Genomic DNA, 18,471 nt, shown 5'->3' on the forward strand with positions numbered 1-18,471 from the left:
GGTCCCGAGCACCCCGATGCCCAAGCGCACCGACCTCCGCACCATCCTCCTCATCGGCTCCGGTCCGATCGTCATCGGCCAGGCGTGCGAGTTCGACTACTCCGGCACCCAGGCGTGCAAGGCGCTGCGCGAGGAGGGCTACCGCGTCGTCCTCGTCAACTCGAACCCGGCGACGATCATGACCGACCCGGAGTTCGCCGACCGCACCTACGTCGAGCCGCTGACGGTCGAGGTCCTCGAGCGCATCATCGTCGCCGAGAAGCCCGACGCGCTGCTGCCCACGATCGGCGGGCAGACGGGCCTGAACCTCGCGCTCGACCTCGCCGCTGCCGGCGTGCTGGAGCGCCACGGCGTCGAGCTGATCGGCGCCAGGGTCGACGCCATCAAGCGCGCCGAGGACCGCGATCTCTTCAAGGCGGTCATCGACGAGATCGGTCTCGATCTCCCGAAGAGCGGCATCGCGCACACCATGGCCGAGGCGCAGGCGGTGCTCGCCGAGATCGGCCTGCCCGTGATCCTGCGTCCGTCGCGCACGCTCGGCGGCACCGGCGGCGGCTTCGCGGCGAGCGAGGAGGAGTTCCGCGCCAACGTCGCCTGGGGCCTCGAAGTGTCGCCGATCTCCGAGATCCTGATCGAGGAGTCGATCGCGGGCTGGAAGGAGTTCGAGCTCGAGGTGATGCGCGACGGCAAGGACAACGTCGTCATCGTCTGCTCGATCGAGAACTTCGATCCGATGGGCACGCACACCGGCGACTCGATCACGGTCGCCCCCGCGCAGACGCTGACCGACAAGGAATATCAGCTCATGCGCGACGCGGCGGTGGCGATCATCCGTGCCATCGGCGTCGACACCGGGGGCTCGAACATCCAGTTCGCCGTCGACCCGCGCACCGGGCGCCAGACGGTCATCGAGATGAATCCGCGCGTGTCGCGCAGCTCGGCCCTGGCGTCGAAGGCGACGGGCTTCCCGATCGCGAAGATCGCGGCCAAGCTCGCCGTCGGCTACACGCTGGACGAGCTGCGCAACGACATCACGCGCGAGACGCCGGCCTGCTTCGAGCCGACGATCGACTACGTCGTCACCAAGGTCCCGCGCTTCACCTTCGAGAAGTTCCCGCAGGCGAGCGACCACCTCGGGCCGCAGATGAAGTCGGTCGGCGAGGCCATGGCCATCGGCCGCACCTTCAAGGAGTCGCTGCAGAAGGCGCTGCGCTCGCTCGAGATCGGCAGCGCCGGCTTCGAGACGCGCGCCGAGGGCGACCGTGCCCGGCTGGAGGAGCGGCTGCGGCAGCCGAACGCCGACCGCCTGTGGTGGGTGGGCGAGGCGTTCCGCCGCGGCCTGTCGGTCGACGAGGTCGAGGCGCTGACGAGGATCGACCCGTGGTTCCTCCGGCACGTCGAGGACATCGTCCGCGAGGAGGAGACCCTGCGCGGCGTGCCGCTCGCCGCCATCTCGACCGAGCGGCTACGGAGTCTGAAGCAGATGGGCTTCGGCGATCAGCGCCTGGCGCGGCTCCTCGGCGCGTCCGAGCCCGACATCCGCCGCAAGCGGGAGGCCGCCGGCATCGTTCCCGTCTACAAGACCGTCGACACCTGCGGCGCCGAGTTCGAGGCCTACACGCCGTATCTCTACTCGAGCTACGAGCCCGGCGACGACGAGGCCAAGCCGACGACGGCGAAGAAGATCGTCATCCTCGGCGGCGGGCCGAACCGCATCGGCCAGGGCATCGAGTTCGACTACTGCTGCGTCCACGCCGTGCTCGCGCTGCGCGAGGACGGCTACGAGACGCTGATGGTCAACTGCAACCCGGAGACCGTCAGCACCGACTACGACACGTCCGACAAGCTCTTCTTCGAGCCGCTGACGTTCGAGGACGCGCTGGCGCTCATCGAGCGCGAGCAGCCCGCGGGCGTGATCGTACAGTTCGGCGGGCAGACGCCGCTGCGCCTCGCCGTGCCGCTGGAGCAGGCCGGGGTGCCGATCATCGGCACGTCGCCGGACTCGATCGACCGCGCCGAGGACCGCGAGCGCTTCGAGGAGGTGCTGGCGAAGCTCGATCTGCGCCGCCCCGCGAACGGCATCGCGCGCTCGTCGGAGGAGGCCGTCGCGGTCGCCGAGGGCATCGGCTACCCGGTCCTCGTCCGCCCCTCGTACGTGCTCGGCGGGCGCGCGATGGAGCTGGTGTACGATCGCGACAGTCTCGCGCGCTACATGCAGACCGCGGTGCAGGCGTCGCCGGAGCATCCCGTTCTCATCGACCACTTCCTCGAGGACGCCATCGAGGTCGACGTCGACGCAGTCAGCGACGGTACCGACGTCGTCATCGGCGGCATCATGGAGCACATCGAGCGCGCCGGCGTGCACTCGGGCGACAGCGCCTGCTCGCTGCCGCCGTACTCGATCGACGCCGAGGTGCAGGCCGACATCCGCCGGCAAGCGGTCGCGCTGGCGCGTGAGCTGGGCGTGGTCGGGCTGATGAACGTGCAGTTCGCGGTGAAGGACCGCGTCGTCTACGTGCTCGAGGTCAACCCGCGCGCCAGCCGCACGGTGCCGTTCGTCTCGAAGGCCATCGGCGCGCCGCTCGCGAAGATCGCCGCCCGCTGCATGGTCGGCCGCTCGCTGCGCGACCAGGGCTTCACGGAGGAGCGGGTGCCGCGGCACGTGAGCGTCAAGGAGGCGGTGTTCCCGTTCATCAAGTTTCCCGGTGTCGACACCGTGCTCGGCCCCGAGATGAAGTCGACGGGCGAGGTGATGGGCATCGACGCCACCTTCGGCGCCGCCTTCGCCAAGGCGCAGATCGCGGCCGGGACGCTGCTGCCGACCAGCGGGACGGCGTTCGTGTCCGTGCCGGCGGCCAGCTACGACGCCGTCGTGCCGATCGCCACGCGGCTGGCGGCGGCGGGCTTCCGTCTGGTCGCGACGCGGGGCACGGCCGGCCGCCTGCGCGAGGCGGGCCTCGGCGTCGAGGTGCTGAACAAGATCCAGGACGGTGGGCCGAACGTGCTCGACCTCATGAAGCGCGGCGACGTCGCCCTGGTCGTCAACACGCCCTCCGGCGTCGGCTCGGTGCGCGACTCCTTCCCGATCCGGCGCACGGCGCTCGAGTGCCGCGTGCCGTACTTCACGACGATCGCCGCGGCGGCCGCCGCGGCGGCCGGCATCGAGCTGCTGCGCGAGGGGCCGTTCCAGGTGCTGCCGCTCCAGGAGCACTACGCGCGGGGCGGGCAGCGCTGACGATGGACGGGGGCGCGCTGGCGGAGCTCCTCCGCGTGCTCGCCCCGCCGCTCGACTATCTCGCGAGCGACGATTTCCAGCGCGTCGGGCGCACCGGGCTCCCGCTGGCGGCCTGGCGCGAGCGCCTCGAGAAGGCGCGCGCCGAGGCCGGCGACACGCCGCTGCTCGCGACCCTCGCGCGCATCGTCGCCGGGCTCGACGACGTCGCCGCCGCGCCGGCTCTGCTGCGCGAGGCGCACGGACTCCTGCCGGCGCTGCGTGCGGCGGCCGGCGAAGGTGCGGGCGCCGGGCCGGCGCGCAGCAGGGCACGGACCCGGCACCTCGCGGGCGGCGGAGAGGATGCGCCGCTCGCCGCGGCCCGGGAGCCGGGGCCGCCCCCGGGCAAGGGAGATCCGGGGGCCGAGGGCGGCGCGGGCGAGACCTGGGACGAGTACCGCGTCCCCACCGGCGACGCCGCCCTGGCCCTCGCGGCGCTCGCGGCGCCGGTCGAGCGCATTCGTGCGGTGGGGCCGAAGCGTGCGAAGGAGCTCGAGCGCTTCGGCCTCAGGACGCTCGAGGACGTGCTGTTCCACCTGCCCTTCCGCTACGAGGATCGCCGCGTGATGACGCCGCTCGTGGCCGTGCGCGCGGGCATGGACGTCACCACCACGGGCGAGATCCAGGGTGTGCGCCAGGGGGTCGTCGGGCGCCAGAAGCGGCGCATCCTGGAGGTCGTGCTGCGCGACGGCGGCGGCACGCTCCAGCTCGTCTGGTTCAACCAGGTGCAGTGGTTCGGGAGCCGTTTCGCCGCCGGCCAGCGCGTCGTCGTGCACGGTCGCGTCGAGCCGCCGATGGGCGCCGGGCCGTACCGCATCGTCCACCCGGAGGTGACGGCGCTCGGCGGCGACGGCGAGGCGGAGAACCTCCCGCCCGTCGTGCCGGTCTACGAGAAGCCGACGGCGATGCCGGTCGGCACGATGCGCCGGATCGTGCACGAGGCGCTCGACGCGTTCGGTGCCCGCGTGCCGGCGGGCGTGCCGGCGGAGGTCGCCGCCCGCCGCCGCATCCTCGACCCGATGCGGGCGCTGCGCCACGTGCACCAGCCGCCCGCGGAGGCGAACCTCGCCGCGCTCGGCGAAGCCACGTCGCTCGCACACCGCTCGCTCATCTTCGACGAGCTGTTCTTCCTCCAGCTCGGCCTGGCCCTGCGTCGCTCCGAGGCGGGGCAGGAGCCGGGCACCGCGTTCGCGCCGGGCGCGGGGACGCTCGGGAGCGCGCTGCGTGCCCGCCTGCCGTTCCCGCTCACCGGAGCGCAGGAGCGGGCGGTGACGGAGATCGCCGCCGACCTCGCGCTGCCGCATCCGATGCGCCGGCTCCTGCAGGGCGACGTCGGCAGCGGCAAGACGCTGGTCGCGCTGCTCGCGGCGCTGGTGGTGATCGACGCCGGCTGGCAGGCGGCGCTGATGGCGCCGACGGAGCTGCTCGCCGAGCAGCACTGCGAGACGGTGCGTCCGCTGCTGGCCCCGCTCGGCATCGAGCCGGTCCTGCTCACCGGCTCGGTGAAAGGGCGGGCCCGCCGCGACGCCCTCGCGGCGCTCCAGTCCGGCGCGGCGTTCGCGGTCGGCACGCACGCGCTCATCCAGGAGGGCGTCGCGTTCGCGAAGCTCGGGCTCGCCATCGTCGACGAGCAGCACCGCTTCGGCGTGATGCAGCGCGCGGCGCTCCAGCGCCAGGGACCGGATCGCCCCGCGGTCGACGTCCTCGTCATGAGCGCGACGCCGATCCCGCGTACGCTCGCGATGACGCTCTACGGCGACCTGGCGGTGTCGACCCTCGACGAGCTGCCGCCCGGGCGCACGCCGATCGCGACGCGGCTCGTGCGCGAGGGGCGGCGGCGCGAGCTCTACGACGCCATCCGTGCCGAGGTGGCGGCGGGGCATCAGGCCTACGTCGTCTACCCGCTGGTCGAGGACTCGGAGAAGTCGGACCTGCGCGCCGCCACGACCATGGTCCACGAGCTGGCGGCAGGCCCGCTCGCGGGCCTGCGTCTCGATCTCGTCCACGGGCGCATGAAGCCCGACGAGAAGGACGCCGTCATGCGCCGCTTCAAGGCGCGCGACTTCGACGTCCTCGTGGCGACCACGGTGATCGAGGTCGGGATCGACGTGCCCAACGCCACCGTCATCGCCATCGAGCACGCGGAGCGCTTCGGGCTGGCGCAGCTGCATCAGCTGCGCGGTCGTGTCGGGCGCGGGCGGGCGGCAGGGCACTGCTTTCTCGTCGTGCCCGACTGGATGGCGCCGGAGTCGTATCAGCGCATGGCGGTCCTCGAGGGCTCGACGGACGGCTTCGCGATCGCCGAGGCCGACCTCCAGCTGCGCGGCCCCGGCGATTTCCTCGGCACTCGCCAGGCGGGCCTGCCGCCGTTTCGCGTCGCCAACCTGCTGCGCGATACCGAGCTGCTGCGCGCCGCCCGCGACGAGGCGCTACGCTGGCTCGCGTACGATCCCGCGCTGACGCGCCCGCAATCCGCGACCCTGCGGGCGGTGCTGCGCCACCGCTGGCAGGGGCGGCTCGAGCTGGCGCGCGTCGGCTGACGGCCCCCACCGCGCACGGCACCTGCGTCCGGCTTGGCGGCCCGGGGGCGGCCGCGCTATGGAGGCACCCCCATGCGGATCCGATACGTCCTGCTGCCGCTCGCCGCGCTCGCCGTCGCCTGTGGAGGCGACGCGGGGAAGGGAACGCCGAGCCAGGCGCCGGCGCCGCCCGCCGCCGCGGCACCAGCCGGCGGCACGACCGCCGCGGCCTCGGTGGCGACGCCGCCCGGCGGCCGCACCGTCAGCGACGAGCAGGCACGCGCGGTGATGGACATGCTCGTCACCGAGACCGGTCCGGTGAAGAAGGTGTGGTTCACGATCATGCCGGGCGACGCGGAGTCGGCGGCGCTGAAGGAGCGCTTCGAGACCATCTTCGAGCAGGCGGGCTGGGAGGCCAGCACGAGCACCGTCACCGGCATGATGCTGAAGCCCGGCATCATGATCCTGATCGCCGAGGAGGAGGCGCCGCCCTACGTCGACACGGCGGTGAAGGCGATGGGCGTCAGCGGCATGGAGGTCAAGTCCGCCAGCGGCTACCGGCCGTACTACGAGGAGATGAAGCAGAAGAACCCGAGCTGGCCGGGGATCGGGCTCGCGGCCGGGCAGGACTACACGATCGTCATCGGGCCCAGGGAGAAGCCGGCGTCGTAGCCGCAGGCTCCTGCTGCGTCATGCAGTGGAGCGTGCCCAGACCGAGCACCAGATCGACCGCGTGGATGCCGAGCACGCGGCGGTCGGGGAAGCACTCGGCGAGCAGGGCCAGGGCGCGGCGGTCGTTCGGGTCGTTGAACGTCGGCACGACGACGACCGCGTTCGCCACGTAGAAGTTGGCGTAGCTCGCCGGCAGGCGCTCGCCCTCCCAGGTGACCGGTGCGGGCATCGGCAGCTCGCGCACGCGCAGCGGTGTGCCGTCCTGGTCGGTCATGCGCCGCAGGCGCTCGCGGTTCTCGCGCAGGCGGGCGTAGTCGGGGTCGCGCGGGTCGTCGGAGGAGGCGACCACGACCGTGGTCGGATCGACGAAGCGAGCGAGGTCGTCGACGTGGCCGTGCGTGTCGTCGCCGGTGATGCCCTCGCCGAGCCACAGGACCTTGCGCACGCCGAGCCAGTCGCCGAGCACGCGCTCGACGCCGCGGCGGTCGAGGCCCGGATTGCGCGCCTGGATCGGGCTCAGGAGGCACTCCTCGGTCGTCAGCAGCGTGCCCCGGCCGTTGACGTCGATGCCGCCGCCCTCGAGGACGAGGTGACGGGCGCGGCCGCCGATCTCCACCGTGGGCTTCCAGCGCGGCAGACGCGCCGCGCGTGCGATGGCGTTCGGGACCGCGGCGTCGCGGCGGTGGTTCGGGTACTTCGCCCAGCCGTTGAACCTCCAGTGCACGAGGCCGAGACCGCCGTCGCGGCCGCGCACCCAGAGCGGGCAGAAGTCGCGCGTCCAGGAGCGGTCCGTCGGCACCTGGACGAAGTCGACCTGCGCCAGCGGTGCGCCTGCGCGGCGCAGGAGGCCGCGCGCCTGGCGCGCCATCGCGACGTCGCGGACGAGGAGGCGGACGCGCTCCCCGGCGGCGACGTGGCGCACGAACTCGGTGTAGACCCAGCGCACGGCCTCGAGCTTGCCGGGGCCGGGCCAATCGCTGCGCTCGTGCGGCCAGGCGATCCAGGTGGCGGCGTGGGGCTCCCATTCCGCCGGCATGCGGTAGCCGAGGCGGGCCGGTGCTCCCGCGGGCGCGGCGCTCATTCGTCGAGGAGCCGGCGGGTGATCGGCGCGTAGGCGTCGATGCGGCGGTCGCGCAGGAAGGGCCAGTTGCGGCGGACGTCCTCCTGGCGCGTGCGGTCGCACTCGACGACGAGGACCTCCTCGTCGGTGCGGGACGCCTCGGCGATCGTGATCCCGAACGGATCGGCCACGAACGACGCGCCCCAGAACTCGAGCCCGCCGTCGGCCGGACCCTCGTGGCCGACCCGGTTCACGGCGGCGACGTAGACGCCGTTGGCGATCGCGTGCGCACGCTGGATCGTCTGCCACGCCGACACCTGCGCCTCGCCCGTCGCCGCCTTCTCGGCCGGATGCCAGCCGATCGCGGTGGGGTAGAAGAGCACCTCGGCGCCGGCCAGCGCGGTCAGGCGGGCGCCCTCCGGATACCATTGGTCCCAGCAGACGAGCGTGCCGAGGCGGCCGGCCTTGGTGTCGAAGGCGCGGAAGCCGAGGTCGCCCGGCGTGAAGTAGAACTTCTCGTAGAAGAGCGGGTCGTCCGGGATGTGCATCTTGCGGTAGCGACCCGCCTCGCTGCCGTCGGCGTCCAGCACGACGGCCGTGTTGTGGTACAGGCCCGGCGCGCGCCGCTCGAAGAGCGAGGCGACGACGACCACGCCGAGCTCCTTCGCGATCTTCGCCAGCGTCGAGGTCGTCGGGCCCGGGATCGGCTCGGCGAAGTCGAAGAGCGCCGCGTCCTCCGTCTGGCAGAAGTACGGGGTGCGGAAGAGCTCCGGCAGGCAGATCGCCTCCGCGCCCTGCGCCGCGGCGCTGCGCACGTGGGCGACGGCGGCGTCGAGGTTCGCGGCAGCGTCCGCGACGGGGCGCATCTGCACGAGGCCGATGCGGAAGCGCGTGGGGGCCGACATCGGGCGGAAGGTGCCGGCGCCGGACCGTGCTGTCAACGCGGGCGGAGGCCCGGAGGGTCCGCCGGCGCAACGGGCGTGCGCCGGCGGACCAGCGTCGTTCACTGCGTCTGCGCGATCACGTCCTCCATGGTGAGCTGGAGGCCGCCGCCGGCGAAGGCGCTGCGCGCCGCCAGCTCGACGAGCGGATCGGCCGGGCGTTGCAGGTGGAAGCTCGTCACCGCCTGGAAGGCGGCAGCGAGCGCGAGCAGGCGGTCCTCGGCGTACGGCTGCCCGCCCAGGATGGCGCCGATCGGGACCGGCAGGCCCTGCGCGTTCGGGGAGAAGCCGATGTTGATGGCCAGCTCGGGAAGGCCGAGGATGTCGAAGGGGACGGGATCGGTCTGCACGACGACGTCGCACTGCGCGAAGAGGTCGCCCAGGACGCGCTTCATCAGGAGCAGCTTCGCGCGCTGCCCCTTCAGGTAGTCCTCGCCGCCCAGGAACAGGCCCTGGATCCAGCTGCCGAGCGAGACGCCGAAGAGGCGCACGTCCTGGCGCAGGAACTCGAGGAACGGCTCCGAGCGCTCGGGGAGCCGCACGTTGTTGAAGGCGCCGCCGGTGAGGAGGCTCCACTCGTCCGGCAGCGTGACGTCGACGATCTGGGCGCCGAGCGAGGCGAACGTGTTCACCATCGCCGTGCGCGCCTGGGCGGTCGCCGACGTCCCGCTCAGATAGCCGGGGATGATGCCGATCTTCGTGGGCCAGCGCAGCCCGACGACGCCGCTCTTGCTGCGCACCGGGGTGGCGGCGCGGACCAGGTCGGGCATGTCCGGCAGCCCCAGCGTGCGCGGGTCGTTGGCGTCGGGTCCGCCCATCACCTGGAGCATGATGGCGGCGTCCTTGGCGTCACGCGCGAGCGGGCCGGGATGGTCGCGGGTGTAGGTCAGGGGAATGATGCCGTAGAGCGACGCGCGTCCGACGGTGGGCTTCAGGCCGGTGAGGCCCTGTGCGTTGGACGGGGCGGTGATCGAGCCGCCGGTCTGCGTGCCGATCGAGGAGGTGGCCATGCGGCCGGCCGTCGCGGTGGCCGAGCCGGTGGACGATCCCCCCGGGTTGGTGCTGGCGTTGTTCGGTGTCCAGGCGTTGCGCGTCGTGGTGACGCCGTCGGGCGTCGTGGCGCGCGTGGTCGCGAGCGGACCCATCTGCATCTTGCCGAGCACGATGCCGCCCGCGGCCTTCAGGTTGGCGACCGTCGAGGCGTCGAAGGTGGGGACGAAATCCTCGAAGATGTAGGAGTTGGCCGTCGTGCGTGTGCCCTTCGTGTAGTAGTTGTCCTTGATCGCGAGCGGGATGCCGTGCAGCGGGCCGATGTAGCGGCTCGCGGCGAGCGCGGCGGCCTCGGCCAGGGCCTCGGCGCGCACGGTGTTGAAGGCCCTGTAGTAGTCGGCGTCGTAGGCCTGGATGCGCGCGAGGTAGGCCTCGACGAGCGTCACGGGCGACAGCTTCTTCGTCCGGATGAGCGTCGCCGCCTCGGAGATCGTGCATTCGGTCGGATCCGCGAGCGCCGCTGGCCGCACCGTCTGGGCGTAGGCGTCGTTCGAGAGGCCGGGGCCGGCGGCGTAGGCCTTGCGGTAGTCGATTGCCGGCAGCACGGCCGCCGCGCCGGCGAGCGTGGACATGACGCCCATGCGGGTGAGGAAGCTGCGCCGGTCGATGCAGCGATCGACGGGCAGGTCGGTGCCGGGTGCGTCGAGATCCTGGTCGGTGTCCTGGTTGGTCGTCATCGGCGTCTCCCGGCTCAGGCGAAGCCGAGTGCCTTGCGGCGCTCGCGCAGGCTCTTACGGTCGGTTTCCTCGAGCGTCCAGTAGGTGAACGGCGCCGGATAGAGCGCCGGCGGATTCTCCTGGACGTCGGCGACGTAGGTGCTGATCGTCGGCACCGTCGAGCGCAGGATCGTGCGGCAGCTGCTGAGCAGGCTCGTCTGCGTCGCGTCCGGCAGGACGGTGATGTCGATCTGGAGCAGGTTCAGGCGGGCCCGGATGTAGGTGTTGAGCTCCTCGTCCGTCGGTGGGGTGATGGCCACGTGCGCTCCTTTCGCTGGCGAGAGGGAGGCGAAATGCCGCCGACCAACGAGCAAGGACGATGCCCGGGACACTCCGTCACGGTTGCGCACGGCTTCGTAGCGGGCGCGCCCGCAGTGCCCGACCCGTGGGCAGCCGAGCGCCGATCCCACCGGCAGGGCGGTGATGGCCCCCGCATCGGCGAAGCTGGCATCCGGCGCGCGGATCGCCCTATACCGGCCGCCGGAGGAGCCGCCGATGGACCTGTCGTACACTGCCGAGGAGGAGGCGTTCCGCGCCCGCGTGCGCACCTGGCTCGAGGCCAACGTGCCGCCGCCGGGCGCGCTCCAGGACGACCTCGAGGCGATGCGGGCCTGGCAGCGAACCCTGCACGCCGCGGGCTTCCTCGCCGTCGCCTGGCCGACGGAGTACGGCGGCGGCGGCCTGTCGCCGATGGAGCAGGCGATCCTCAACGAGGAGCTGGCGCGCGTGCGCGCGCCGGGCGTGGTCAACGCGATGGCGATCTGGTGGGTCGGCCCCGCGCTCATGCGCTACGGCACCGAGGCGCAGAAGCAGCGCTTCATCCCGAAGATCCTGACCGCGGAGGAGATCTGGGCGACCGGCTACTCCGAGCCCACGTCGGGCTCCGACATGGCGGCGGCGAAGACGCGCGCGGAGCGCCAGGGCGACGTCTACGTCGTCAACGGCCAGAAGATCTGGACCACGCTCGCCCACATCTCCGACTGGTACTTCTGCCTCGTCCGCACCTCGACGGAGAACAAGTGGGGCGGGCTCTCGCTCCTCTTGATCGACATGAAGAGCCCCGGCGTCGAGATCCGTCCCATCCGCCAGATCGACGGCGGCGCGGAGTTCAACGAGGTCTTCCTCACCGACGTGAAGGTCCCGGTCGAGAACCTCCTCGGCAGGGAGGGGCAGGGCTGGGAGGTTGTGGCGAGCGCGCTGGTCAACGAGCGCTCGGGCATCGCCGGCAGCGTGCGCTGCGATCAGGCCCTCGAGTGGCTGGTGCAGACGACGAAGCAGCAGGGGAAGGCTGCCGACCCCACCGTCCGCCAGCGGCTCGCCGATCTCGCCGTGCGCGGCGCGGTCATGAAATACGCCGGCCTGCGCTCGCTGACCGACTCGCTGCGCGAGCGCATGAACCCGCACCTGTCGGCGGCCATGAAGCTCATGGGCACGAGCCTCTCGCAGGCCTACTCCGAGGCGGCGATGGAGATCCTGGGGCCGTACGCCGCGCTGCAGAACGACGAGCACGCGCCCTACGGCGGGCGCTGGGCGCGCCAGTACCTCTACGACCGCTCGCTCACCATCGCGGGCGGGACCAGCGAGGTGCAGCGGAACATCGTCGCGCAGCGCATCCTCGGCCTGCCGCGCAGCTGACCGGCAGGGTTGGTGCCGGCGCCGCCGTCACCAACCGACGATCAGGTTCACGACCAGCCCGAGGACGAAGAGCCCGCCCGCCAGCTTGTTGTGGTGGAAGGCGAGAGCGACGTACCAGAGCGGCCAGATGCGGAAGCCGGGCGGCGGTGCGTCGGGCTTCGGCTGCGAGTAGGCCTTCAGCACGGTGAAGAGCCGCGGCAACGCGAAGACGACGAGCAGCACGCCGGGGCCGAGGTTGCCCGCCCACACCAGCCCGAAGACGATCGGGTAGAAGGCGATCATCAGCGCCTGGTTGAGGCGCAGCGAGGTCTCGCGGCCGAGGATCACCGGCAGCGTACGGATGCCGCGCGACGCGTCCTGCTCGAACTTGTCGACGTGCTTCCCGATCAGCACCGTGGTCACGCTGATCGCATAGGGGAACGACGCGACCAGCACCCAGGGCGGCATGGTGCCCGCCGTCACGTAGTACACGCCGCCGATCATGAGCGGTCCCCACACGACGAAGACGCCCGGCTCGCCGAGCCCGTGGTGCTTCAACTTGATCGGCGGCGCGACGTAGAAGACGCTGATGAACAGACCGGCGAGCGCGAAGGCGACGACGCCCCCGCCGACCATCTCGGTGAGCTTCACGAGGATGGCGAGGTCGGCGAGGTTGACGAGCACGATGCTCGCCGCCAGCCCGGTCTTCGAGATGAGGCCCGAGAGCAGCGGGTGCGGGGCATAGAGCGCGCGCGTGTACTGGGCCGTATCGACGCCGCCGGCGGTGTCGAACCAGTCGTTGATCATGTTGTTGGCGGCGTGGGCGAGGACGAGGCCCAGGGTCGCGAGGAAGAACGCGCTCCAGCTCGTGTGCTCGGCGGTGGCGGTGGCGGCGGCGAGCAGGCCGCCGATCAGCGCCGAGGTGATCGTCATCGAGAAGACGCAGGCGCGGGTGATGAGGAGCCACCGGGACACCACGTCCATCGAGCGGCCCTGGGGCAGGTTCCCCTGCGCGAGGATGGCCCGCCAGTTGTCGACGAGCTGTCCGAAGGAAGGGGTACCGCCGTCGCTCCCGACGGCCGTCTCGACGCGCTCGGCCATGCGGTCGTCTACGACCTCGGTCCGGGGGATTCAACCCGCGGCGTCAGTCGAAGCGGGTGGCGGCGTGCTCGGCGAAGAAGGTCGGGCCGTGGACGTCGCGGCCGCTGAACAGCATCGGGTCGCTCGCCGTGGCGAGCATCGCACACACCCGCCCCGGGTTCTCCACCGGCAGACCCCTGGTCGCGTCGAAGCCGAAGGCGCCCAGCTCGATCGCCATGCGCTCGGTGGCGACGAAGCCCGGCATGAGGCCGATCACGGCGACGCGGTGGGGCCGCAGCTCCTTGGCCAGCCCGGGGATCATGCGCCCGAACGCGGCCTTCGTCATCGAGTAGCCGAGCCCCCAGCCGCCCTGGCCGATCGGCGCCGGCGTCTCGGTGGTGCCGGCGCTGGAGGTGACGTTGACGACGATGCCGGACCCCTGCCGCTTCCAGGCCGGCAGGCAGAGGCGGATCAGGGCCAGCGGCGCGAAGACGTTGCAGACGAACATCTGCTCGAGCAGCGCGTCGGGCGTGTCCTCGAAGGCGTCCATGTGGCCGGGGCCGACGTAGCGGCCGTTGTTGACGAGCACGTCGAGGCGGCCGAAGCGGGCGAGGGCGGCGGCGACCGCCGGCGCCCAGTCGTCGCGTGCGGCGAGATCGAGCTTCACGGCCAGCGTTCGCGCTCCGAGGGCTTCGCAGGCGGCGGCGGTCTCGGCCAGGCTTCCGGGCAACGGCGCGGTGTTCGACGCGCGCACGGTGGCCGAATGCTCGAAGCGCTCCGCGCCGGTGACGGTGCGCGCGGCGAGGACGAGATCGAGGCCGCGCCGGGCGAGCTCGACGGCGCAGCCGCGGCCGATGCCGCGGCTCGCGCCGGTGAGGAACGCGACCCGGCGCTCAGCCATGCGGCGCCGCCTCGGCGCGCGCCCAGCGCGTGGTCACGTGCCGCGCGACGATGCGCCAGCCGCCGGCGTCGCGCACGAGCGCGTCGTCGTAGGTGACCGCGACCGTGCGCTGGGCGCCGCCCGCGAGGACGTGGTGCGCGAGGCAGTCCGTGGTGGCGCGGGCGCGATCGCCGTCGACGCGGATCGCCTGGGGGCCGAGCCGGTGCATGGTCGCGGTATAGCGCCGCATGGCGGCGGCGAGACGGGGCAGGGCGTCGGCCACGGTGCCCGCGCCGAGCGTGCCGGCGTAGGCGGCGCCGGGCGCGAAGCAGGCGGCGACGGCGCCGAGGTCCCTGGCGTCGACGCCGGCGGCATAGCGCCGCAGCAGGTCGGCGATCGCGTCGCGGTCGGCGAGCGCCTGCGCGGTCATCGGCCCTGGAAGCTCGGCGGACGGCGCTCGGCGAACGACGCGATGCCCTCGCGGAAGTCCTCGGAGCGGAAGAGCTGCATCAGCTGCATGAGGACGTGGTGCGAATGCGCCTCGAAATCCTCGCCGAGGCCGTGGCGGTAGAGGCGCTTCATGGCGCGGACGGCGAGCGGCGCGTTCGCGGCGATGCGCCGCGCCCAGTCGTACGCCGTCTCGAGGAGCGCCGCCGCGGGCACGACGCGGTTGACGAGGCCGAGCCCCAGCGCGCGCTCGGGCGACAGGTCCTCGCCGAGGAAGCCGACCTCGCAGGCGCGGGCCCAGCCGACGAGGCGGGGCAGGTACCAGGTGCCGCCGCTCTCCGGCACGATGCCGCGCTTGGCGAAGCCGGGGATGAGCCGCGCGGCGTCGCTCATGAGCCGCATGTCGCAGCCGAGCGTCAGGTCGAGCCCGTAGCCGGCGGCGGCGCCGTTGATGGCGCAGAGGACCGGGACGTCGACCTGCTGCAGGATCACGGTCGGCAGGTCGCGGGTCGAGAAGTGCGTGACGCCGCCGCCCGCGAGGGCGCCGCCGATGCCGCGGCCCTCGGCCGCCTCCTTCAAGTCGAGGCCGCTGCAGAAGCCGCGGCCGGCGCCGGTCAGGATCACGCAGCGGACGGTGGGATCGCCGTCGGCGCGGCGCAGGTGCGCGCCCAGCTCCTCGAGCATCGCGAAGGTGATGGCGTTGAGGCGCTCGGGACGGTTCAGCGTCAACGTCGCGATGCCGTCCTGCACGTCGTAGAGGAGGTCGGGCATGCGACGGTCCTCGCACGGCGGGTTTCGCGCGGCAAGACGGCGGGCCGGCGCGGGTTTGAAGCGCGGCGTGTCGCCGGCTACGGGATCGCGCGATGCTGGGCTTCGGGCGCACCGATCTCGACACGATCTTCCTCGACGCCGGGAACACGCTGGTCGGCATGGACCCCATGGTGGTCACGGCGCACCTCCGCAGCGAGGGCATCGTCGCCGCGCCCGAGGCGTTCGTGCGCGCCGAGGCGGCGGCGCGGCCGGCGCTGTCGTCGTGGCTCATGGCAGGGACGTCGAGCGAGGCGCGCGCGACCATGGCGTTCTTCGTGGCGCGCATCCTGGAGCGGCTCGGCGTCGCGGACGTGTCGCTCGAGCGCGCCGGGGCGCTGGTGGCGGGGCTGCGCGCCAGGGTGCCGACGGAGCGGCTCTGGTCCCGCGTCCTGCCCGGGGTGCCGGCGGCGCTGGCGGCGCTGCGCGCGGCGGGGCTCGGGCTGGTCGTGGTCAGCAACTCCGACGGTACGGTCGAGCAGGCGCTCGCCCGCGTCGGCCTGCGCGACCTGGTCGACGCGGTCGTCGACTCCGCGGTGGTCGGGATGGAGAAGCCGGCGCCGGGCATCTTCGCGCATGCGCTGGCGCTGGTGGGCGGCTGCGCGGCGCGCACGCTCCACGTCGGCGACCTCTACGCGGTCGACGTCGTGGGCGCGCGTGGCCTCGGGCTGCACGCCGTGCTGCTCGACCCGTTCGACGACTGGCCCGAGGTCGACTGCCCGCGCGTCGCCGACCTCGCGGCGCTCACGCGGGCGCTCGGGATCGCCGGGTGACGCGGCGGTCGCGCGCGCGTCGTCGCCGGCCCTGGCCGGGCGTGCGATACGTCCCCGGCGACGCCCGCGGTCTGGAGGAGGCCCGATGAGCACCGACGTCACCGGCAAGGACGTGCAGTGGTCGCACGACGGCACGCTGCTGCGCGGGTACCTGGCGTCGCCGCCGGGCGGCGATCCGCGCCCCGGCCTCGTCCTCGTTCCGGACGTGCGGGGGCTCGGCGAGCACTACCGCGACGTCGCCCGGCGTTTCGCGGCCGAGGGCTTCCGCACGCTCGCGCTCGACATCTACAGCCGCGAGGGTGCGCCCGACCTCGGGGACATGGACGCCGTGCAGCGCTGGATCCGCCGGCTGCCCGATCGGCGCGTGCTCGGCGACGTGCGTGCGGCGCGCGACTGGCTCGCGGCGCAGCCGGGCACGGGGCCGCGGCTCGGCGTCACCGGCTTCTGCCTGGGCGGCCAGTACACCCTCATGGCGGCGTGCACGCTGCCGGACCTCTCGGCGGCGGTGTCGTGGTACGGCATGCTGCGCTACGCCGAGACCGACGAGGTGAAGCCGGAGAGCCCGCTCGCGATGGCGCCGCGCCTCGCCTGTCCCTACCTCGGCCTCTTCGGAGACGAGGACGCCCTGATCCCGGTCGCCGACGTCGAGGAGCTGCGTGCGACGCTCGCCGCGAACGGCAAGCGGTTCGAGATCGTGCGCTATCCCGGCGCGGGGCACGCGTTCTTCAACGACACGCGGCCGGACGCCTACCGCCCCGAGGCGTCCCGCGACGGATTCCGCCGCGCGACGGCCTTCTTGCGTACGCACCTCGCGGTCGGCGGTCGACGGCGCGCACCGCTCCGGTAGCGCTGGCTGCCGGTGGCGGAGGAGGCGACGAAGCCGATCGCGGAAGCCGTCTTCGTGCTCGCCCTGCTCCGGGCACGTCGCCACGCCCGCTGGCAGGATCCGTTGGTGGGCTGACCTTGCAGCCAGCGGCCGGCCCTGCGACCCTGGCCCCATGGCGCCCCGCAGCCGCAGCCGTCACGTCGCCGTGGTCGCGTATCCGGGCGTCCACATGCTCGACGTGGCCGGCCCGCTCGAGGTGTTCGCGGCCGCCACGCGGCTGCTCGGGCCGGGCGCGGCGACGCCGTACCGGGTGGAGATCCTCGCCGGGCGGCCGGGCCCGGTCGCGACCCAGTCGGGGCTCCGGCTCGTCGCCGATCGTGCCTGGCGTGCGGTGCGCGAGCCGCTCGACACGCTCCTCGTCGCCGGCGGTGCGGGCACCGAGGCGGCGATGGCCGACGTCGCACTGCTCGCCTGGCTGCGCCGGATGGCGCCGCGGGTGCGCCGGCTGGGCTCGGTATGCTCGGGCAGCTTCGTCCTCGCCGAGGCGGGCCTGCTCGACGGGCGGCGTGCGACCACGCATTGGGCATGGTGCGAGGCGCTCGCCGCCCGCCACCCGCGGGTGCGCGTCGAGCGCGACCCCATCTTCGTGCGCGACGGCGACGTGTGGACGTCGGCCGGCGTCACCGCGGGCATGGACCTCGCGCTGGCGTTGGTCGAGGACGACGCGGGGCGCGAGGTGGCGCTCGCCGTGGCCCGCCAGATGGTGCTCTTCCTCCAGCGTCCCGGCGGCCAGTCGCAGTTCAGCGCGGCGCTCGCCGCCCAGGCGGCGGAACGCCCGTCGCTGCGCGACCTGCAGGCGTGGATCACCGGCCATCCCGGCAGCGAGCTGTCCGTGGCGGCGCTGGCGCGGCGCTCGGCCATGAGCCCGCGCAACTTCGCCCGCGCCTTCCGGCGCGAGGTCGGCCTCACGCCCGGGCGCTTCGTCGAGGCGGTGCGCGTCGAGGCGGCGCGCCGCCGGCTCGAGGAGACCGCGGACGGCGTCGAGGAGATCGCCGCTGCCTGCGGCTTCGGCACCGCCGAGTCGATGCGGCGCGCCTTCCTGCGCACGGTGCACGTCTCGCCGAGCCAGTACCGCAGCCGCTTCCGCCTGCGCGCGACCGGGTGAGCCCGCCGGCCGAGGAGACGACGATGGACCGCCTGCGCGTCGGCATCCTGCTCTTTCCCGAGGTCGAGGTGCTCGACTTCTGCGGCCCGTTCGAGGTGTTCTCGGTCGTCCGCCTCGACGAGGCGCGCCGCCGCGAGGAGCCGTCGCCGTTCGACGTCCGCCTGGTGGCGTGGGAGGCCGGTCCGGTGCGCGCGGCCGGCGGGCTGCGCGTCGTCCCCGACGTCACCTGCGCCGCGTGTCCACCGCTCGACGTGCTGGTGGTGCCCGGCGGCTGGGGCACGCGCGCGGCGATCCACGACCGCGGGCTCGTCGAGTGGATCGCCGAGCGGGCGGCGGGCGTGCGCACGCTCGCCGCCGTGTGCACCGGCGCGATGCTGCTCGGACACGCGGGACTGCTGCGCGGCCGGCGCGCGACCACGCACTGGCGCTCGCTCGACTGGATGGCGGAGTCGTTCCCCGAGACCACGGTCGTGCGCGAGCTGCACGTCGTCGAGGACGGCGACGTGGTGACGTCGGCGGGCATCTCCGCGGGCATCGATCTGGCGCTGCGCGTGGTTGCGCGCTGGCACGGCGAAGCGATCGCGCGCGCCGCCGCACGGCACATGGAGTACCCGTATCCGGAGGACCTCCGCCGCCGCGTCTGATCGGGT

The 18,471-nt window shown here is 73.2% G+C and carries 16 protein-coding genes; 8 read left to right on the forward strand and 8 right to left on the reverse strand.

The genetic code is table 11. From position 1 onward, the window contains the following. Positions 1-16: 16 nt before the first annotated feature. The 3 genes from carB (at position 17) to KIT14_13370 (ending at position 6,462) form a co-directional block, all read left to right on the forward strand. Entirely contained in the window at positions 17-3,235 is a 3,219-nt protein-coding gene (carB, locus tag KIT14_13360) for a carbamoyl-phosphate synthase large subunit (protein ID MCW5891521.1), read from the forward strand. Between the two features lie 2 nt (positions 3,236-3,237). Next, complete coding sequence (gene recG / locus KIT14_13365; protein MCW5891522.1) at positions 3,238-5,811, forward strand: ATP-dependent DNA helicase RecG; 2,574 nt, start codon at positions 3,238-3,240, stop codon at positions 5,809-5,811. 72 nt (positions 5,812-5,883) lie between these two features. Then, positions 5,884-6,462, forward strand: a complete 579-nt coding sequence (locus KIT14_13370) for a hypothetical protein (protein MCW5891523.1) — start codon at positions 5,884-5,886, stop codon at positions 6,460-6,462. Here the strand turns inward: KIT14_13370 and KIT14_13375 are convergent. From KIT14_13375 to KIT14_13390, 4 genes are all read right to left on the reverse strand, one after another. Further along, positions 6,431-7,543, reverse strand: a complete 1,113-nt coding sequence (locus KIT14_13375; protein ID MCW5891524.1) for an agmatine deiminase family protein — start codon at positions 7,541-7,543, stop codon at positions 6,431-6,433. The genes KIT14_13370 and KIT14_13375 overlap by 32 nt on opposite strands. Beyond that, positions 7,540-8,427: a carbon-nitrogen hydrolase gene (locus KIT14_13380; protein MCW5891525.1), complete on the reverse strand. Its 888-nt coding sequence runs from the start codon at positions 8,425-8,427 to the stop codon at positions 7,540-7,542. Before KIT14_13380 ends, KIT14_13375 begins: the two co-directional genes overlap by 4 nt. Before the next feature lie 98 nt (positions 8,428-8,525). Then, the gene (locus KIT14_13385) at positions 8,526-10,190 is read right to left on the reverse strand and encodes an amidase (protein MCW5891526.1); all 1,665 of its coding nucleotides are present in this window, start codon (positions 10,188-10,190) and stop codon (positions 8,526-8,528) included. 14 nt (positions 10,191-10,204) lie between these two features. After that, positions 10,205-10,489, reverse strand: a complete 285-nt coding sequence (locus KIT14_13390) for a hypothetical protein (GenBank protein ID MCW5891527.1) — start codon at positions 10,487-10,489, stop codon at positions 10,205-10,207. A gap of 235 nt (positions 10,490-10,724) precedes the next feature. Here KIT14_13390 and KIT14_13395 point away from each other — a divergent pair, with 235 nt between their 5' ends. Then, entirely contained in the window at positions 10,725-11,864 is a 1,140-nt protein-coding gene (locus tag KIT14_13395; protein MCW5891528.1) for an acyl-CoA dehydrogenase family protein, read from the forward strand. Positions 11,865-11,891: 27 nt separating this feature from the next. On the opposite strand, the gene KIT14_13400 is transcribed toward KIT14_13395, so the two are convergent. From KIT14_13400 to KIT14_13415, 4 genes are read right to left on the reverse strand one after another with little or no spacing between them, the layout of a single operon-like run. Further along, the gene (locus KIT14_13400; GenBank protein ID MCW5891529.1) at positions 11,892-12,944 is read right to left on the reverse strand and encodes a prenyltransferase; all 1,053 of its coding nucleotides are present in this window, start codon (positions 12,942-12,944) and stop codon (positions 11,892-11,894) included. Between the two features lie 43 nt (positions 12,945-12,987). Further along, a complete protein-coding gene (locus KIT14_13405; GenBank protein ID MCW5891530.1) occupies positions 12,988-13,824 on the reverse strand; it encodes an SDR family NAD(P)-dependent oxidoreductase in 837 nt (278 codons plus the stop codon). After that, a complete protein-coding gene (locus tag KIT14_13410) occupies positions 13,817-14,233 on the reverse strand; it encodes a nuclear transport factor 2 family protein (protein ID MCW5891531.1) in 417 nt (138 codons plus the stop codon). Before KIT14_13410 ends, KIT14_13405 begins: the two co-directional genes overlap by 8 nt. After that, a complete protein-coding gene (locus KIT14_13415; protein ID MCW5891532.1) occupies positions 14,230-15,021 on the reverse strand; it encodes an enoyl-CoA hydratase/isomerase family protein in 792 nt (263 codons plus the stop codon). Before KIT14_13415 ends, KIT14_13410 begins: the two co-directional genes overlap by 4 nt. Positions 15,022-15,113: 92 nt before the next feature. On the opposite strand from KIT14_13415, the gene KIT14_13420 reads away from it, so the two are divergent. From KIT14_13420 to KIT14_13435, 4 genes are all read left to right on the forward strand, one after another. Next, positions 15,114-15,830: an HAD family hydrolase gene (locus KIT14_13420; GenBank protein MCW5891533.1), complete on the forward strand. Its 717-nt coding sequence runs from the start codon at positions 15,114-15,116 to the stop codon at positions 15,828-15,830. 85 nt (positions 15,831-15,915) lie between these two features. Further along, complete coding sequence (locus KIT14_13425; protein ID MCW5891534.1) at positions 15,916-16,677, forward strand: dienelactone hydrolase family protein; 762 nt, start codon at positions 15,916-15,918, stop codon at positions 16,675-16,677. 151 nt (positions 16,678-16,828) lie between these two features. Further along, positions 16,829-17,821 carry a GlxA family transcriptional regulator gene (locus tag KIT14_13430; protein ID MCW5891535.1) on the forward strand — a complete coding sequence of 331 codons (993 nt, stop codon included), beginning with the start codon at positions 16,829-16,831 and terminating at the stop codon, positions 17,819-17,821. 23 nt (positions 17,822-17,844) lie between these two features. After that, positions 17,845-18,465, forward strand: coding sequence for a DJ-1/PfpI family protein (locus KIT14_13435; protein MCW5891536.1), 621 nt, complete (start codon positions 17,845-17,847; stop codon positions 18,463-18,465). The last annotated feature ends 6 nt before the right edge of the window (positions 18,466-18,471 follow it).

It is taken from the genome of bacterium, from assembly GCA_026129405.1.
Classification (GTDB): Bacteria; Desulfobacterota; Binatia; order DP-6; family DP-6; genus JAHCID01.

What these genes read in the sequence shown, in the direction of transcription:
- carB (MCW5891521.1), top strand. Translation starts at nt 17, where the DNA reads ATGCCCAAGCGCACCGACCTCCGCACCATCCTCCTCATCGGCTCCGGT.
- recG (MCW5891522.1), top strand. Translation starts at nt 3,238, where the DNA reads ATGGACGGGGGCGCGCTGGCGGAGCTCCTCCGCGTGCTCGCCCCGCCG.
- KIT14_13370 (MCW5891523.1), top strand. Translation starts at nt 5,884, where the DNA reads ATGCGGATCCGATACGTCCTGCTGCCGCTCGCCGCGCTCGCCGTCGCC.
- KIT14_13375 (MCW5891524.1), bottom strand. Translation starts at nt 7,543, where the DNA reads ATGAGCGCCGCGCCCGCGGGAGCACCGGCCCGCCTCGGCTACCGCATG.
- KIT14_13380 (MCW5891525.1), bottom strand. Translation starts at nt 8,427, where the DNA reads ATGTCGGCCCCCACGCGCTTCCGCATCGGCCTCGTGCAGATGCGCCCC.
- KIT14_13385 (MCW5891526.1), bottom strand. Translation starts at nt 10,190, where the DNA reads ATGACGACCAACCAGGACACCGACCAGGATCTCGACGCACCCGGCACC.
- KIT14_13395 (MCW5891528.1), top strand. Translation starts at nt 10,725, where the DNA reads ATGGACCTGTCGTACACTGCCGAGGAGGAGGCGTTCCGCGCCCGCGTG.
- KIT14_13400 (MCW5891529.1), bottom strand. Translation starts at nt 12,944, where the DNA reads ATGGCCGAGCGCGTCGAGACGGCCGTCGGGAGCGACGGCGGTACCCCT.
- KIT14_13405 (MCW5891530.1), bottom strand. Translation starts at nt 13,824, where the DNA reads ATGGCTGAGCGCCGGGTCGCGTTCCTCACCGGCGCGAGCCGCGGCATC.
- KIT14_13410 (MCW5891531.1), bottom strand. Translation starts at nt 14,233, where the DNA reads ATGACCGCGCAGGCGCTCGCCGACCGCGACGCGATCGCCGACCTGCTG.
- KIT14_13415 (MCW5891532.1), bottom strand. Translation starts at nt 15,021, where the DNA reads ATGCCCGACCTCCTCTACGACGTGCAGGACGGCATCGCGACGTTGACG.
- KIT14_13420 (MCW5891533.1), top strand. Translation starts at nt 15,114, where the DNA reads ATGCTGGGCTTCGGGCGCACCGATCTCGACACGATCTTCCTCGACGCC.
- KIT14_13425 (MCW5891534.1), top strand. Translation starts at nt 15,916, where the DNA reads ATGAGCACCGACGTCACCGGCAAGGACGTGCAGTGGTCGCACGACGGC.
- KIT14_13430 (MCW5891535.1), top strand. Translation starts at nt 16,829, where the DNA reads ATGGCGCCCCGCAGCCGCAGCCGTCACGTCGCCGTGGTCGCGTATCCG.
- KIT14_13435 (MCW5891536.1), top strand. Translation starts at nt 17,845, where the DNA reads ATGGACCGCCTGCGCGTCGGCATCCTGCTCTTTCCCGAGGTCGAGGTG.